At 76.6% G+C, this 15,443-nt stretch carries 16 protein-coding genes and 1 pseudogene; 7 read left to right on the top strand and 10 right to left on the bottom strand.

Going from position 1 to position 15,443, the window contains the following annotated elements; all coding sequences use genetic code 11:
- Window positions 1-44 precede the first annotated feature (44 nt).
- Window positions 45-188: a hypothetical protein gene (locus tag ACQPX6_RS06680; RefSeq protein WP_433786353.1), complete on the bottom strand. Its 144-nt coding sequence runs from the start codon at window positions 186-188 to the stop codon at window positions 45-47.
- Window positions 189-403: 215 nt separating this feature from the next.
- Between ACQPX6_RS06680 and ACQPX6_RS06675 the strand changes: the two genes are divergently transcribed.
- Window positions 404-607, top strand: coding sequence for a hypothetical protein (locus tag ACQPX6_RS06675; protein WP_433786351.1), 204 nt, complete (start codon window positions 404-406; stop codon window positions 605-607).
- Between the two features lie 9 nt (window positions 608-616).
- On the opposite strand, the gene ACQPX6_RS06670 is transcribed toward ACQPX6_RS06675, so the two are convergent.
- Window positions 617-1,666, bottom strand: coding sequence for a DUF2332 domain-containing protein (locus tag ACQPX6_RS06670; RefSeq protein ID WP_433786350.1), 1,050 nt, complete (start codon window positions 1,664-1,666; stop codon window positions 617-619).
- An 83-nt stretch (window positions 1,667-1,749) separates the two neighbouring features.
- Between ACQPX6_RS06670 and ACQPX6_RS06665 the strand changes: the two genes are divergently transcribed.
- Both ACQPX6_RS06665 and helR read left to right on the top strand, forming a co-directional pair.
- On the top strand, window positions 1,750-2,604 hold the full coding sequence (locus ACQPX6_RS06665; RefSeq protein WP_433786349.1) for an SAM-dependent methyltransferase: 855 nt from the start codon (window positions 1,750-1,752) through the stop codon (window positions 2,602-2,604).
- Between the two features lie 115 nt (window positions 2,605-2,719).
- Entirely contained in the window at window positions 2,720-4,921 is a 2,202-nt protein-coding gene (helR, locus tag ACQPX6_RS06660) for an RNA polymerase recycling motor ATPase HelR (protein ID WP_433786347.1), read from the top strand.
- Window positions 4,922-4,925: 4 nt separating this feature from the next.
- On the opposite strand, the gene ACQPX6_RS06655 is transcribed toward helR, so the two are convergent.
- Window positions 4,926-5,066: a hypothetical protein gene (locus ACQPX6_RS06655; RefSeq protein WP_433786346.1), complete on the bottom strand. Its 141-nt coding sequence runs from the start codon at window positions 5,064-5,066 to the stop codon at window positions 4,926-4,928.
- Window positions 5,067-5,205: 139 nt separating this feature from the next.
- On the opposite strand from ACQPX6_RS06655, the gene ACQPX6_RS06650 reads away from it, so the two are divergent.
- The 4 genes and pseudogenes from ACQPX6_RS06650 to ACQPX6_RS06635 all read left to right on the top strand — a co-directional run.
- Entirely contained in the window at window positions 5,206-6,330 is a 1,125-nt protein-coding gene (locus tag ACQPX6_RS06650; RefSeq protein WP_433786345.1) for a flavin-containing monooxygenase, read from the top strand.
- Window positions 6,327-6,737 carry a tRNA (N6-threonylcarbamoyladenosine(37)-N6)-methyltransferase TrmO gene (gene tsaA, locus ACQPX6_RS06645; RefSeq protein ID WP_433786344.1) on the top strand — a complete coding sequence of 137 codons (411 nt, stop codon included), beginning with the start codon at window positions 6,327-6,329 and terminating at the stop codon, window positions 6,735-6,737. Before ACQPX6_RS06650 ends, tsaA begins: the two co-directional genes overlap by 4 nt.
- 1 nt (window position 6,738) lies before the next feature.
- Complete coding sequence (locus ACQPX6_RS06640) at window positions 6,739-7,533, top strand: MOSC domain-containing protein (RefSeq protein WP_433786342.1); 795 nt, start codon at window positions 6,739-6,741, stop codon at window positions 7,531-7,533.
- Window positions 7,530-9,737 (top strand): annotated as a pseudogene (locus tag ACQPX6_RS06635) (molybdopterin-dependent oxidoreductase); the annotation flags it as partial. The gene ACQPX6_RS06640 and the pseudogene ACQPX6_RS06635, both read left to right, overlap by 4 nt.
- Before the next feature lie 47 nt (window positions 9,738-9,784).
- On the opposite strand, the gene mtnA reads toward ACQPX6_RS06635, so the two are convergent.
- The 7 genes from mtnA to ACQPX6_RS06600 are packed head-to-tail and all read right to left on the bottom strand — an operon-like array spanning window position 9,785 to window position 15,441.
- The gene (gene mtnA / locus ACQPX6_RS06630; protein ID WP_433786341.1) at window positions 9,785-10,846 is read right to left on the bottom strand and encodes an S-methyl-5-thioribose-1-phosphate isomerase; all 1,062 of its coding nucleotides are present in this window, start codon (window positions 10,844-10,846) and stop codon (window positions 9,785-9,787) included.
- Window positions 10,843-11,520: a helix-turn-helix domain-containing protein gene (locus tag ACQPX6_RS06625; RefSeq protein ID WP_433786339.1), complete on the bottom strand. Its 678-nt coding sequence runs from the start codon at window positions 11,518-11,520 to the stop codon at window positions 10,843-10,845. The genes mtnA and ACQPX6_RS06625 overlap by 4 nt, the downstream gene beginning before the upstream one ends.
- A gap of 9 nt (window positions 11,521-11,529) precedes the next feature.
- The gene (locus ACQPX6_RS06620) at window positions 11,530-12,852 is read right to left on the bottom strand and encodes an FMN-binding glutamate synthase family protein (protein ID WP_433786337.1); all 1,323 of its coding nucleotides are present in this window, start codon (window positions 12,850-12,852) and stop codon (window positions 11,530-11,532) included.
- A gap of 1 nt (window position 12,853) precedes the next feature.
- Entirely contained in the window at window positions 12,854-13,570 is a 717-nt protein-coding gene (locus tag ACQPX6_RS06615; RefSeq protein WP_433786336.1) for a glutamate synthase, read from the bottom strand.
- Window positions 13,558-14,451 carry a glutamine amidotransferase gene (locus ACQPX6_RS06610; RefSeq protein ID WP_433786335.1) on the bottom strand — a complete coding sequence of 298 codons (894 nt, stop codon included), beginning with the start codon at window positions 14,449-14,451 and terminating at the stop codon, window positions 13,558-13,560. The genes ACQPX6_RS06615 and ACQPX6_RS06610 overlap by 13 nt, the downstream gene beginning before the upstream one ends.
- 28 nt (window positions 14,452-14,479) lie before the next feature.
- A complete protein-coding gene (locus ACQPX6_RS06605) occupies window positions 14,480-14,749 on the bottom strand; it encodes a hypothetical protein (protein ID WP_433786333.1) in 270 nt (89 codons plus the stop codon).
- Window positions 14,746-15,441 carry a hypothetical protein gene (locus tag ACQPX6_RS06600; protein WP_433786332.1) on the bottom strand — a complete coding sequence of 232 codons (696 nt, stop codon included), beginning with the start codon at window positions 15,439-15,441 and terminating at the stop codon, window positions 14,746-14,748. The genes ACQPX6_RS06605 and ACQPX6_RS06600 overlap by 4 nt, the downstream gene beginning before the upstream one ends.
- Between the last annotated feature and the right edge of the window lie 2 nt (window positions 15,442-15,443).

Here is a 15,443-nt window from a genome sequence, read left to right as displayed (position 1 = left end):
GGCGCCGGGACGACGGCCATCAAGACCCGCCGGCCGGGAGCGCCCTACTCGGTCTCGGGGCCGACCTCCGGGTCCGCCGCCTCGACCGGGGGGACGGTCGCGGCCTCGACCGGGACCGCGGGCAGGACCGGCGCGGCGTCGCCCAGGTGGCGTCGCCGTGGGGGCCTGCGCTCCCACGGATCGTGCATCAACCGCTCGCCGCTCACTGCCCCGCCCCCGACCCTGCACCGACGTCCTGTGACCACATCGCGCACCGGGTCGACAGCGCTACGTCACCGGGCGCCCGTTGCCGGATCGAGACGGGGACGAGATCGACAGCAACCGCTTGCTGCCACACCGGCCTCGCGCTGCTGGTCGCCGGTGAGGTGGGTTCGGACGCCGCGGACGTGCATCCTGTTGTCTCATGGCCACCATCCCGCACGACACGCACGCCGCCGGCGAGCAGGTCGCCGACGCCGACGGGGCCCGGGTCCGCATCGAGCACACCGGCGACGACGCGGCGCTGCGCGTGTTCCGCACCGCGCAGTGGGTGCCGCCGGCGTACCGCGAGGCCTACCTCGAGGGCGCCGCCCGCGTCCTGGGTCACGCGCCGCTCGCGGAGGGCTGACCGCCCGGCTCAGGCGTCCGTCGTCCACGCCAGCAGGCGGCCCCGCGACCAGCACCGGCCGACGGCCTGGGTGCGCACCGTCGTGTGGTCGAGCAGCGCGACGCCGAGGATGCTGTGGCCGGAGGCGCGCCGATCGCCCTGGGTGGGGATCGCGGGCGCCACGCCGACCCCCTCCGCCGACACCCACGCCACCGTCCGCCCGGCCGCCACCTCGTCGAGGCGCTGCAGGAAGCGCAGGCGCTGCTCGGGGGCGAGGTCCGAGAGCGTCCACGTGGTGGTGACGACGGGCAGGGCGTCCGCGGGCACGCGGGCGAGGGCGTCGGGCAGCACCTCGAGGACGTCGCCGGCCAGGAGCACCGACGCGACCGACGCCGCCAGCGCGATCTGCGCGTCGAGCTCCGCGGCGTCGGGCGCGTCCGGCGGGCGGCAGGCACGCAGCCAGCGGGCCTCGTCGGAGTCGGTGACGTCGACCGGCTCGCGGTCGATCCCGATCCGGGCGACGACCTCGGGCACCGCCCGCGCCGGGACGGGCCGGTGCTGCACGATCGCCGCCGCCATCCGCAGCGGGGACGCGGGGTCGCCGAGGGTCGGGCCGCCGTCGTAGGTGAGGTGGACGCGGTCGACGGTCAGGTTGAACCCCGCCGAGCACCCCACGTCGACGAGACCGATCGCGTCCGCGCCCGCCCGGCGCGCCGCCTCCGCGATCAGCGGGTAGAGCACCGCGCACCGTCCGGTCTCGCCGGACCGCAGCCGGCGGCGCCCCGCGACGGCCGCGACGTCGTCGCCGCGCCGCCGCAGGGTGTCGACCGCCGCCGCGGCCGCGGCGTCGCCGTCCCCCGCCGCGTAGGCCGCGGCGAGCGCTGGGGCGCGCCCGGCGAGGGCCAGGTCGTGCAGCGCGGCGAGCACGACCCCGGGCCGCCGGCGACGCGCGGGCACCGCCTCGACGGCCCGCAGCGCCTCGTCCGACGCGCCCAGGGCGAGGGCGACGGGGGCGTACAGCGTGCCGGCGGCGTCGGTCTCGGCGAAGCGCCGGTAGATGTCCGCGGTCGACCTCGACACCCCGGCGAGCGTAGTCACCGCCGCGGGCGCCGCGGTGCGAAGATCGATGCGGGGCGGCGGGGACACCGAGGGGCGGGGGCGTCTTGACGGGGCGATCGGACGAGGGAGACCGGCGGGGTCCGGCCGAGGACGACTGGCCGGAGCCCGAGCGAGCGCTGGAGGCCGGCATCGACTTCGACCGGGCCAACGCCGCCCGGATCTACGACTACCTGCTCGGCGGCGGGTGCAACTTCTCCGTCGACCGCGAGCAGGCCGCGAAGATCCTCACCCAGAACCCGGACATGGGCTACGTCTGCCGGGCCAACCGCGCCTTCCTGGGCCGCGCCGTGTCGTGGTGCCTGGCGCGGGGCGTCGACCGTTTCCTCGACCTCGGCTCCGGGGTGCCGACGGTCGGCAACGTCCACGAGATCGCCCTCGCGCGCCGCCCCGGCGCCCGCGTCGCCTACGTCGACTTCGAGCCCGTCGCCGTCGCCCACGCCCGTGAGCTCATCGAGGGGCTCGAGGGCGTCTCCGTCACCCGGGCCGACATGCGCGACCCCGACCAGGTGCTCGCCGCCCCGGGCGTGCGCGACCTGCTCGACCTGAGCCGTCCGGTGGCGCTGCTGACCGTCGCGGTCCTGCACTTCGTCCCCGACCCCGAGCTGGCCGCGATCCTCGCGCGGTACCGGGACGCGCTGGCGCCGGGCAGCGTGCACGTGATCACCCACGGCAGCGCCGACCACGACGACCCCGGCCTGGCGGCCCGCACCCGCGCCATCCAGGACGGCTACCGCGGCAGCGCCACGGAGGTCGTGCTGCGCAGCCGCGCCGAGATCACCGCGCTGCTGGGCGGCCACGAGCTGGTCGCGCCCGGGATGGTCGACATCGTCGACTGGCCGACGCCCGACCCCGGGGCACATCCCACCGGCGGCTACGCCGCCATCGCCACGCTGACCTGAGCAGCGGCGGGCGGGACGATCTCTCCGCCGTGTCCAACGTATAGCGGACCCGGGGTCTTGCGGCAAGACCCGGGCCCTTCCGCAGAATCGTCGGCCTCCGAGAGGAAAGAGGCCCGTGACGCACCGGGAACACGACGAGGAACTGCACGCCGAACGCGAGCACATCGCCGGGCTGTACGCGCGGCTCGACACCGAACGCGACCGGGCGAAGGCCCGGTACGCCGCCGCCCTGCGCGGCACCGGCGAGTCCCCGATGGAGCGGGACGTCGAGGTCCGCGCCGCGGGCGCGGAGGTGCGGCGCCTGGACGTCGCCGACGACGGCCTGTGCTTCGGCCGCCTCGACAGCGCCGGCGGGGAACGGTCGTACATCGGCCGGATCGGGATCCTCGACGCCGACGACGAGTACGCCTCGCTGCTGCTCGACTGGCGGGCGCCGGCGTCGCGGCCGTTCTACACCGCCACCGGCGCGCACCCCGAGGGCATGCGCCGGCGCCGGCAGTTCCACACGCGCGGGCGCCGCGTCGACGACTTCACCGACGAGGTGCTCGGTCGGCCGACAGGCGACGACGGGGGCGACGCGGCCCTGCTCGCGGCCGTGAACGCGCCGCGGGGCGAGGGCATGCGCGACATCGTCGCGACGATCCAGGCCGAGCAGGACGAGATCATCCGCCTCGACCACCCCGGGGTGGCGGTCATCGAGGGTGGACCGGGCACCGGGAAGACCGTGGTGGCGCTGCACCGCGTCGCGTACCTGCTCTACACGCGACGCGAGCGCCTGGAGCGCCAGGGCGTGCTCGTCGTCGGGCCGAACGCGACGTTCCTGCACCACATCGACCGCGTCCTGCCGTCGCTGGGCGAGTCCGACGTGGTGTTCACGACCACCGGCGGCCTCGTGCCGGGGCTGCGCGTCACCGCCGAGGACACCCCGGAGGCGGCGCGGCTCAAGGGCTCGCCGGCGATCCTCGACGTGCTCGCCGCCGCGATCGCCGACCGCCAGCGCCTCCCGGAGGAACCGCTGCCGATCGCGCTCGCGGACGTGACGGTGCGGATCGACGCCGCGACCGCGCAGTGGGCGCGCGACGAGGCCCGCGCGAGCGGGCTGCCGCACAACGAGGCCCGGGCGGTGTTCACCGACGTCGTCACCTACGTGCTCTCCGAGCGGGCCGCGTCGCGGATCGGGCGGGGCTGGGTGACGCGGTCCGACCGCGACGCGTGGGAGCAGCTGCGCGCCGACGTCCTGACCGAGCTCGCCGAGAGCGCGGCGTGCACCGCGGCCCTCGACGCGCTCTGGCCGGTCCTCACACCCGAGTCCCTGCTGGGCCCGCTCTACGCGTCGCCGGCGCGGCTGCGGGCGGCCGGGGCGGACCCGGTGCTGGGCCGCGCGGACGGCGCGGCGTGGACGGTGTCCGACGTGCCGCTGCTGGACGAGCTGGTCGACCTGCTGGGCCCCGACCCGGCCGCGGTGGCCGCCGAGCGGGCCGCCGCCGCGCGCGACGAGCACGCGGGCGCCGCGTACGCCGCCGGCGTCATGGACATCCTCACCCTCGACCGCGAGGAGCTGGACGAGGACCTCGGCGTGCGCGTCGCGGACCTGATCCACGCCGAGGGTCTGGGCGATCGCTTCGTCGAGCGCGACACCCGCGACCTGGCCGAGCGCGCCGCCGCGGACCGCGACTGGACGTACGGGCACGTGGTGGTCGACGAGGCCCAGGAGCTGTCGGCGATGGACTGGCGGGTGCTGATGCGGCGCTGCCCGAGCCGCTCGTTCACCGTCGTCGGCGACCTCACCCAGCGGCGGTCGAGCGCCGGCGCGACGTCGTGGGGCGGGATGCTGGACCGCTACGTGCCGGGGCGCTGGGTGTACCGGTCGCTGACGGTCAACTACCGCACGCCGGCGGAGATCATGGCGGTGGCGGCCGCGCTGCTCGCGGAGTTCGCGCCCGATGTCCGGCCGCCCGACTCGGTGCGCGCCGCCGGTGCGGGGCCGTGGTCCCGGCGGGTCACCGACGACGAGCTGGCCGGCGCCGTCGAGGACTTCGTGCGCGACGAGGCCGGTCGGGAGGGCACGAGCGTGGTGATCGGGCCGGCGGGCTCCGTCCCCGGCGCGGTGACGCCGGCGGGGACCAAGGGCCTCGAGTTCGACGCCGTCCTCGTCGTCGACCCCGACCGCATCCTCGCCGACGGCCCGCGCGGTGCGGCCGACCTCTACGTGGCCCTCACCCGCGCCACGCAGCGCCTCGACGTCCTGCACCGGGGCCCGCTGCCCCGGGCGCTGCGCGGGCTCACCGACGTCGGGACACCCGCCGGCACCCGCTGACGGATCAGTCCCCGCGCCCGGGGTGGTAGTCGTTCGCCACGGCCTCGGCGGCGAGCAGCGCCGCGAGGTCGGGGTCGGACGGCGTGCCGGCGGCCTCCGTGGCCTCGTCGGTGGCCTGGTCCGGGGATGTCGCCTCGGGGATCATCGCTGCCTCCTCGCCGGTCGCCGGAGCGCGTCCCGGGACCGTCCCCGATCCTGCCCCGCGGCACGGCCCCGGAGAAGGGCCGTCGGCGAGGAGATCGCCCCCCTTGTCGTGCGGGCGGGCGAGCGACGATCGTGAGCCGGTGCCCGGCACCGATCACGACCTCGATGCCCTCGTCGTCGGCGCCGGCTTCAGCGGCCTCGCGGTGCTGCACCTGCTGCGCGAGCGGGGCCTGCGCGTGCGCGCCTACGACGCCGCGGGGGACGTCGGCGGGACGTGGTGGTGGCACGCGTACCCGGGGTCGCGGCTGGACACCGAGTGCCACCTGTACCAGTACGCGTTCTCCGAGCGGCTGTTCCGCGAGTGGGGCTGGAGCGAGCGCCACCCCGCCGGCTACGAGGTGCAGCGCTGGTTCCGCTTCGCCGCCGACCGGCTGGGGCTGCGCCGCGACGTCGCGCTGTCGACGACCGTCACCGGCGCCCACCACGACGGCGAACGCTGGACCGTGCACACCGACCGCGGCGCGGTGGTGCACGCCCGGTCGTTGATCGCCTGCACCGGGCGGCGGCCGCGGGAGACGCCGGCCGACGTCACGGCGTTCGCCGGCACTGTGCTGCGCACGGCGTCCTGGCGCGAGGACCGCCACGACCTCACCGGCCGGCGGGTCGGGGTGCTCGGGACGACCGGCGCGGCGGTCCAGCTGGTGCCGTGGATCGTCGACGTCGTGGCGCACCTGACCGTCGTGGCCGACCGCCCGCGCGAGGTCGTGCGCCGCGACAACCCGCACTACGGCTGGCGGGAGCGCGAGGCCTACCGCGCCCGGTTCGCCGAGCTCCGCGACGGCCCGCCGCCGGTCGCCCCGGCCCCCGACCGCGACGCCATGCGCGCCCGCCTCGCCGACCCAGGGCACGCCTCGCTCCTCGTGCCCGACGGCGCGCCCGGCCCGGTCGCCCTCGACGACGGGTGGCTCGAGGCCTTCGGCCCCGACCACGTCGAGCTCGTCAGCGACGCCCGCGTCGTGCCCCGCGGCCTCGCGCTCACCGACGGCACGGTCCGCGATCTCGACGTCCTCGTCGTCACCGACGACCCCGACGCCGGCCCGCCCGCGCACGAGCAGCTCGGCCTGCCCGCCGGCCACCCGGCGCTGTTCACCGTCGCCGCCCCGGGCGACGGTCCCTGCTCCCCCGCCCCGTGCCGGCACCTCGAGCGGGAGGCCGAGCGGGTGGCCGCGGCGGTCGCCGGCCGGCTGACGGAGGTGGCGCGGTGACGGGCGAGCTGCGGGTGATCGGGACGGTGCGGTCCACCCTCACCGACCGCGCCGCCGCCCCCCGCCAGGCCGATGAGGGCGCCCCCGACGCCTGGATCGTCCTCGACGACGACGTGGCCCCGGCCGCCGCGGACCTCCGCGCGGGCGACGAGCTGGTCGTGGTGACGTGGCTGCACGAGGCCGACCGCGACGTGCTCGTCACCCACCCCCGCGACGACACCACCCGGCCACCCACGGGCGTGTTCAGCACCCGCTCGCCCGACCGCCCGAACCCGCTCGGCCTGCACACCACCCGGGTGCTCGAGGTCGACGGCGTCCGGCTCCACGTGGACGCGCTCGAGGCCCTCGACGGCACGCCCGTCGTCGACCTCAAGCCCGTCCTCCCCCGACGACCCCAGGGGCGATGACGTGCGCGTCGCGACGCTGTCCCGCTATCCCGTGAAGTCGATGCTCGGCGAGCAGCTCGACGAGGCCCTCCTCGGGTCCGCGGGCCTGCCCCTCGACCGCCGCTACGGGCTGCTCGACGCCGCCACCGGCTACGTCGCCACCGCCAAGCACCCGCGGCTGTGGCGCCGGCTCCTGCAGTACTCCGCGAGCGGCGCCGACGGCGGCGTGCGTGTCACCGCGCCCGACGGGCACGTCCGCGACGTCGACGACCCCCGCCTCGCCGAGGACCTCACCGCCGACCTCGGGCGCGCCGTCACCGTCGCCGCCGCCCGGCCCGCGGGGTCGGAGGTGGAGCGCCCCGACCCCGAGGACGTGCTCGCGCACGGTGTCGAGGCCACGGTCGCCGCCCCCACCCTCGAGATCTCGCAGGGCAGCGCCGCCGACACGTTCGTCGACTACGCGCCGGTGCACCTCGTGACGACCACGACGCTCGCGTACCTGGGGATGGACCCCGCGCGCTACCGGCCGAACCTCGTCGTCGAGGCCGACACCGACCCGTTCGCCGAGACCGACTGGGTGGGCCGCGAGCTGACCGTCGGCGGGGCGACGCTGCGGGTCGTGCTGCCCACCCCGCGCTGCTCGGTGCCCACGCTCGAGCACGGCGACCTGCCCCGCGCCCCCGAGGCCCTGCGCCCCCTGCTCACCGCGAACCGCGTCGACGTCCCCGGCTTCGGCGTCCTGCCCTGCGCGGGCGTCTACGCGGAGGTCCTCCACGGCGGACCCGTGCGCCGCGGGGACGCGGTGGTGCTCGGGTGAGCACCAGCGGATCCCCCATCCACGGAGCACACTGGGGCACCTTCCGCCCGCGGGTGGAGGACGGCCGGCTCACCGAGGCCGTGCCCTTCGAGGGCGACCGCGACCCCTCGCCGCTGCTGGACTCGGTGCCCGGCGCGGTGCACGCGCGCAACCGCGTCACGCGGCCCGCGGTGCGCCGGTCCTGGCTCGACGGCACGGGCGGGCGCCGCGGCGCGGACCCGTTCGTCGAGGTCTCCTGGGACACCGCGCTCGACCTCGTCGCCGACGCGCTGGCGACCACCCGCGCGCAGCACGGCGCGCAGGCGATCTTCGGCGGGTCGTACGGCTGGTCGAGCGCCGGGCGCCTGCACCACGCCAAGACCCAGCTCAACCACTTCCTGGCCTGCCTCGGCGGCTACGCCGGCCAGGTCTCCAACTACAGCTACGGCGCCGCCGACCGCCTGCTGCCGCACGTCGTCGGCGACGCCTCCGCGGTCACCGGGCAGGTCGCGACGTGGGACGACATCGCCGCCGAGACCGACACGCTGCTGATGCTCGGCGGCGCCCCGGCGAAGAACGTGCAGATGGAGTCGGGGGGCACCGGCGACCACATCGCCCGCGAGGGCCTGGCGCGCGTGCTCGCGGCGGGCACCCGGATCGTCAACGTCAACCCGGTGCGCAGCGACGCCCCGGAGCACCCGGGCGTGACGTGGGTGCCGATCCGCCCGGGCAGCGACACCGCCCTGCTGCTCGCGCTGATGCGCCGCCTCGACGCCGACGGCGCCGTCGACGAGGACTTCGTCGCGCGCGGCACGGTCGGCGACGACCGGCTGCGGGCCTACCTGCGCGGGCACAGCGACGGCGTCGACAAGACCCCGGCGTGGGCCGAGGCGGTCACCGGCGTCCCGGCCGCGACGATCACCGACCTCGCGCGGCGCCTGCGGACCGGCCGCACGCTGGTCACCGCGACGTGGGCGCTGCAGCGGGCGGAGCACGGCGAGCAGCCGTACTGGGCGGTGATCGCGCTCGCCGCGTACCTCGGCCAGATCGGGCGCCGCGGCGGCGGGTTCGGCTTCGGGTACGGCTGCGTCGCCCGCACCGGCAGCACCTACCGGCCGTTCGGGACACCGTCGTTCGCGGCGCGGTGGAACCCGTGCCCGGTGCGCGTCCCGGTGGCCCGGCTCGCCGACGCCCTGCTGCACCCCGGCGAGGCCTACGACTTCGACGGCGCCGTGCACCACTACCCCGACGTGCGGCTCGTCTACTGGGCCGGCGGCAACCCGTTCCACCACCACCAGGACCTCAACCGGCTCGCCCGGGCCTGGCAGCGCCCCGACACCGTGGTCGTGCACGAGCCCTGGTGGACCCCGACCGCGCGCATGGCCGACGTCGTGCTGCCCGCCACCACCACGCTCGAGCGCGACGACATCGCCGCCACCTCCGGCGACCCGTGGATCGTCGCGATGCAGCGCGCGCTCGACCCGCCGGGCGAGGCGCGCAACGACCGGACGATCCTCGCGGCGCTCGCGGAGCGCCTCGGCGTCGCCGAGGAGTACACGGGCGGCCGGGACGACGCCGCGGCGCTGCGCGCGATGTACGAGGACGCGCGCCGCTCGGCCGCACGGCACGGCCACGACCTGCCCGACTTCGCCACGTTCTGGTCGGTGGGCCACTTCCGCTACGACCTGCCCGCACCCCCGCCCCCGTACGCGGCCTTCCGGCGCGCGCCCGATGCCGCACCGCTCGCGACGCCGTCGGGGCGCATCGAGCTGTTCTCGGCGACGATCGACGGGTTCGGCTACGACGACTGCCCGGGCCACCCGACCTGGCTACCGCCCGCCGAGTGGGCGGGCGCCGCGAGCACCGCGGCGCCGATCCACCTCCTGTCGCCGCAGCCGGGCACGCGGCTGCACAGCCAGCTCGACATGGCCGGGGTCAGCGCGGCGTCGAAGGTCGCCGGCCGCGAGCCGTGCGTGGTGAACCGGGACGACGCGGCGGCGCGCGGGATCGCCGACGGCGACGTGCTGCGCGTCTGGAACGCGCGCGGCGAGACCCACGTCGGCGCCGTGGTGTCCGACGACGTGGTGCCCGGCGTGGCGCTGCTGGCCACCGGCGCCTGGTGGACCCCGCTCGACCCCGCGCAGGACGACAGCCCCGAGCTGCACGGCAACCCCAACGTCCTGACCCGCGACGTGCCGACCTCGCGGCTCGCGCAGGCGACGTCCGCGCAGTCGGTGCTCGTGCAGATCGCGCGGGTCGCGGGCACCGCGCCCTACCGGGACCCCCACGCGCTGCCGGGGTTCGCCGCGGCGACGGCGTCGGCGGGGTCTCCCGTCCAGGAGCCGTCGCGGAACGTCGCGGACTCGGTGACGACCGCGGCGAGCAGCCCCGCGGGCGTGACGTCGAAGGCGGGGTTGTAGACGGGCGTGTCCGGGGGCGCGACCGGCACGCCCGCGAACGCCCGCACCTCGTCGGGCGCCCGCTCCTCGATGACGATGTCCGCGCCCGAGGCCGTGGCGTGGTCGACGGTGGTGTCGGGCGCGACCACCACCACCGGGATCCCGCTCTGCGCGGCCGCGCAGGCCAGCGCGTAGGTCCCGATCTTGTTGGCGGCGTCGCCGTTCGCGGCCACGCGGTCGGCGCCGACGACCACGGCGTCGACGAGCCCGCGCGCGATCGCCGAGGCGCCCGCGGAGTCGACGCACAGGCGGTGGGGCACGCCCATCTCGCGCAGCTCCCACACGGTCAGGCGCGCGCCCTGCAGCAGCGGGCGCGTCTCGCACGCGATGACCTCCTCGACGAGACCGCGCTCGGCCAGCTCGCGCACGGCACCCAGCCCCGTGCCCCACGCGACGGCGGCGAGCGCGCCCGAGTTGCAGTGGGTCAGCACCCGCAGCGGGCGCCCCGGGCACAGCTCGCTGAGCAGGTCTGCGGCGCGCCACCCGAGCCGGCGGTTGGTGGCCTCGTCCTCGTCGAGCAGCGCGCACGCCTCCGCGAGCACCGCGTCGGCGCCGTCGTCGAGCCGCGCGAGCGCCCGCTCCACGCCGCGGCGCAGGTTCACCGCCGTCGGGCGGACGGCGGCGACCCGCTCCGCCTCGGCGCGCACGCGGGCGGGGTCGTCCGGGTGCCGGCGGGCGGCGAGGGCGGCGCCGAGCGCGCCGGCCGCCCCGAGCGCCGGCGCGCCGCGGATCGTGAGGTCGGCGACCGCCGCGACCAGCGCGTCCACGGTCGCGAGGCGCCGGACACGGTACTCGCCGGGCAGGGCGCGCTGGTCGATCGCGGCGACCGCTCCCCCGCCGGCGCCGTCCCAGTCCACCGTGCGCACGGTGCTCACACGTGCCCCGCGTCGTGCGCCGCGTCGTCGGGGTGGGCGTGGGCCACGACCGACAGGAAGCGGATCGGCAGGGTCAGCAGCTCGCGGGGGCCGTGGACGCCCTCGCCGTCGAGCTGCAGCGCGTCGCCGGGGTGCAGCGTGTAGCTCGACGCGCCGTGCCCGTAGACCATCGAGCCCTCGAGCACGTAGAGCAGCTCGGTGCCCGGGTGCTGGAACAGCGGGTACACCTCGCTGCGCTCGGTGAGGCTCACGAGGTGGGCCTCCATGCGCTGGTGCGGGCCCCGCAGGCCGCCGAGCAGCGTGTAGTCGTGCCCCATCCGCGTCCCGCGGGCGACGATGCGCGCCCCCGCGCCCGCCGGGGTGTGCACGGCCTCGCGCGGGCCCTCCGCGCCCCGGAAGAACGCCGTCACCGGCACGTCGAGCGCCTCGGCGAGCCCGGCGAGCGTGGTGAGGCTGCACGAGATCTGCGCGTTCTCGATCTTCGACAGCGTCGCCTTCGAGATCCCCGCGCGGGCCGCGACGTCGGCCACCGTCGCCCCGCCCAGGCGGCGCAGCTCGCGGACGCGCACCGCGATCGCCTGCTCGAGCCAGCCGCGGGCCTCGGCCGGGCCGGCGATCTCGCGCGCGGCGGGCCCGGGCGGCACGTCCGGGACCTCGCTCGCCGGTCGGGCCATCACGCGACCCTAGCGACCGGCACCCGGGATCCAGGACGTCCCGGCCAGCGGCACGCGGGCCATCGCCGCGGACTCGACGGTGAGCGCCACGAGGTCCTCGGGCTCGAGGTGGCGGACGTGGGCCTTGCCGCAGGCCCGGGCCAGCGTCTGGGCCTCCATCGTCAGCACCCGCAGGTAGTTCGCGAGCCGGTGCCCGGCCTCCACGGGGTCCAGCCGGGCGGCGAGCTCCGGGTCCTGGGTGGTGATGCCGGCGGGGTCGCGCCCGTCCTGGAAGTCGTCGTAGTAGCCCGCGCCCGACCCGAGCGCCTCGTACTCCTCGGCGTACTTCGGGTCGTTGTCGCCCAGCGCGATGAGCGCCGCGGTGCCGATGGCCACCGCGTCGGCGCCCAGCGCCAGGGCCTTGGCGACGTCGGCGCCGGTGCGGATGCCGCCGGAGACGATGAGCTGCACCTTGCGGTGCACCCCGAGCTCGCGCAGCGCCTGCGCGGCCTGCGGGATCGCCGCGAGGATCGGGATGCCGACGTGCTCGATGAACACCTCCTGCGTGGCGGCCGTCCCGCCCTGCATCCCGTCGACCACCACGACGTCCGCGCCCGCGGCCACCGCGAGCTTCACGTCGTAGTAGGTGCGGGTGGCGCCGACCTTGACGTAGATCGGCTTCTCCCAGTCGGTGATCTCCCGCAGCTCGCCGATCTTGATGGTGAGGTCGTCCGGGCCGGTACAGTCGGGGTGGCGGCAGGCCGAGCGCTGGTCGATGCCCGGCGGCAGCGTCCGCATCTCGGCCACGCGGTCGGAGATCTTCTGCCCGAGCAGCATCCCGCCGCCGCCGGGCTTCGCGCCCTGGCCGAGCACGATCTCGATGGCGTCCGCGGCCCGCAGGTGGTCCGGGTCCATCCCGTAGCGGCTCGGCAGCAGCTGGTAGACCAGCGTCTTCGACTCGCCGCGCTCCTCGTCGGTCATGCCGCCGTCGCCGGTGGTGGTCGACGTCCCGACCTCGCTGGCGCCGCGTCCCAGGGCCTCCTTGGCCTGGGCCGAGAGCGCGCCGAAGCTCATGCCGGCGATCGTCACCGGTGTGTCGAGGTGCAGCGGCCGCGTGGCGTGCCGGTCGCCGAGCACGACGTCGGTGTCGCAGCGCTCGCGGTAGCCCTCGAGCGGGTAGCGCGACATCGACGCGCCAAGCACCAGCAGGTCGTCGAAGTGCGGCACGGCGCGCTTGGCGCCCCAGCCGCGGATGTCGTAGACGCCCGTGCGGGCGGCGTGCTGGATGGCGGCGATGGTGGCGCGGTCGAACGTGGCCGACTCGCGCAACCCCCGCTCGGCGGGGTCCTTCACGTCAGTAGCTCCCCGAGTGCTCGGTGGTGAAGTGGTAGAGCGCGCGCGCCGAGCCGTAGCGGCGGAACTCCGCCGGGTCGTGGTCGAGGCCCGCGGCGGCCAGGAGCTCGCGCAGCTCGGCGAGGTGCTCGTCGCGCACCGGCTTCTCGACGCAGTCCGCCCCGAGCGTGCCCGTGCGCCCGCGCACGTACAGGCGGGCCTCGTAGATCGAGTCTCCCAGCCCGTCGCCCGCGTCGCCGCACACGACCAGGCGCCCGGCCTGGGCCATGAACGCGCCCATCGCGCCGATGTCGCCGCCGACCACGATGTCGATGCCCTTCATCGAGATCCCGCAGCGCATCGATGCCCGGCCCTCGACGACGAGCAGGCCGCCACGGCCCGTGGCGCCGGCCGCCTGTGACGCGTCGCCGCGCACCCGGACCGAGCCCGACATCATGTTCTCGGCGACGCCGTTGCCGGCCGAGCCGTCGACGACGACGCGCCCGAGCTGGTTCATCCCCGCGCAGAAGTAGCCGGCGTGCCCGCGCACGTGGACGTCGATCTCGTCGTGGACCCCGGCGGCGATCGAGTGCGCGCCGTGGGGGTGGAGCACCTCGTAGGACGCCGCGCTCGGGGCGTGGAGCTCGGTGTTGAGCGCGCGGACCCCGACCTCGGCGAGGTCGATCGTCACCGGCTGCGGCGCGCGCTCCTCCGCCTCGGCGCGGCTCAGCGCTGCCATGTGTAGACCTTGCCGGGGTCGGGCTCGAAGATGCGGGCCTCGTCGATGCCGGGGAGGTCGGCCAGGGCGCGGAACTCCGAGGCCATCGCCACCCAGCGCGGGTGCTCGGCGATCACCGCGGGCTTGCAGGCGATCTCGTCGCGCACCACCGCGAAGCCCTCCGCGGTGGTCACCAGCAGCGTGTAGAAGCCGTCGAAGGTCTCGCCGAGGCGCAGCAGCGCCTTCTCGAGGTCGTCGCCCTCGGCGAGGCAGGCGGCGACGAAGCGCGCGCCGACCTCGGTGTCGTTCTCGGAGTCGAAGGAGACGCCCTGGCGGCGCAGCTCGCGGCGGATGGTGGCGTGGTTGGAGAACGAGCCGTTGTGCACGAGGCACTGGTCGGCGCCGACCGAGTACGGGTGGCAGCCCTCGGGGTTGATCGCGGACTCGGTGGCCATGCGGGTGTGGGCGACGCCCTGCCAGCCGCTGACGTCGCGCAGCCCGTAGGTCCGCGCCAGGTCCTGCGGGTGGCCCGCGCCCTTGTAGACGACCAGCTCGCGCCCGCTGCCGACGACGAGCGCGTCGGGGGCGGCGGCCGCGACCGCGGCGGTCAGCGCCTCGACGGCGACGGGCGCGGTGATCACGGTCGTGTCCCCCGCCGGCTGTGCGCGCACGTCGGGGGCGCCGGGCAGCAGCGCGGCGACGGTGGCGGCGAGGTCGCCGGGCGCCCGCAGCACCGACACCGCGGTGTGGCCCGCGGGGTTGCGCGTCTCGTCGCCGTAGACGGCGATGCCGACCGAGTCGGGACCGCGCTCGGACACGCCGCAGAGCATGGCGTCGAGCAGGCGCCCGAGCTCCGGGTGCAGCTCGGGATCGCGGAGGTGGAGACCGATGATGCCGCACATGGGACTCGGGCCTTCCTACGGTCGATGACTACTGCTGCGAAACTACGTTGCTCCGCACGAAACGTCGAGACGCCCAGGTGTAGGCGTCGAACACGCTGATCGCGTACACGAACAGCCCGCCGGCGAGGCGCCCGACCAGCGAGATCTCCGGGGTCGTCAGGTTCCAGGTGACGACGCCGAGCAGCACCGTGTAGAAGGCGAACACCAGCCCCCGCACCGGCATGCGGGCGAGCACGTGCCCGGCGCCGGGCAGCACGACGGCGACGAGCAGGACCATCCACGGCCGGACCCGCATCACGCCCCCGTCCCCACCGGCGCGGTGACCACGTCGCCGACCCGGTCCCCGACCTCCTCCAGCACCGCCACGGCCCGGGCCACCGCGTCGGGGTCGACGCGGGGCCGGTCGAACACGGCGCGGCGCGCGGTCCGGTAGCTCGTCTGGTCGCCCTCGGCGACCAGCAGCACCACCCGGAGCCCGTGGCGCCCGACCCCGACCTCCTTGGTGGCCGGGTCCGCGAGCAGCGCCGTCGCCGGCGCGAGCACGGTGGTGGACGGGGCGCGGTCCGGCGACGCGCAGGCCACGCGGACGGGGCGCGGGACCCCGGGCGGCGGGGCCAGTTCGTGCGGGAGGCCGGCGTCCGGGGAGAAGAACTCGGTGCCGGTCGGGCGCCGCAGGACGTTCAGCGTGCCCCCGGCCGCCAGCGCGCGGTGCACGACGACCTCGACCCACAGGGCCGGCAGCTTGCGCAGGGTGACCGCGTCGACGACCACCCGCGCGGTCACCGGGCGCCCGTCGAGCCGCCCGGTGAGCACCGGGTAGCCGTGCTCGGCGTCGCCGGTGAGGCGGGCGTCGGCGAGCCGGGGCACCAGCGCGTCGAACACGTGGGCGCGCTCGTGGACGTCGGCGCGCCGGGCTCCGCGGTGCTGCACGGCGAGGGCGAGGACGGCGGCGGCGAGCACCACCAGGACGCCGGCCGTCGTGGGCGACACCG

Source organism: Actinomycetospora sp. CA-101289 (assembly GCF_050955895.1).
Lineage (GTDB): Bacteria > Actinomycetota > Actinomycetes > Mycobacteriales > Pseudonocardiaceae > Actinomycetospora.
The sequence above is the reverse complement of the archived record's forward strand: the minus strand, read 5'-3'. Positions and strand labels throughout refer to the sequence as shown.

What these genes read in the sequence shown, in the direction of transcription:
- ACQPX6_RS06655 (WP_433786346.1), bottom strand. Translation starts at nt 5,066, where the DNA reads ATGATCCCCGAGGCGACATCCCCGGACCAGGCCACCGACGAGGCCACG.
- ACQPX6_RS06615 (WP_433786336.1), bottom strand. Translation starts at nt 13,570, where the DNA reads ATGGCAGCGCTGAGCCGCGCCGAGGCGGAGGAGCGCGCGCCGCAGCCG.
- ACQPX6_RS06675 (WP_433786351.1), top strand. Translation starts at nt 404, where the DNA reads ATGGCCACCATCCCGCACGACACGCACGCCGCCGGCGAGCAGGTCGCC.
- ACQPX6_RS06680 (WP_433786353.1), bottom strand. Translation starts at nt 188, where the DNA reads ATGCACGATCCGTGGGAGCGCAGGCCCCCACGGCGACGCCACCTGGGC.
- ACQPX6_RS06610 (WP_433786335.1), bottom strand. Translation starts at nt 14,451, where the DNA reads ATGTGCGGCATCATCGGTCTCCACCTCCGCGATCCCGAGCTGCACCCG.
- ACQPX6_RS06625 (WP_433786339.1), bottom strand. Translation starts at nt 11,520, where the DNA reads ATGGCCCGACCGGCGAGCGAGGTCCCGGACGTGCCGCCCGGGCCCGCC.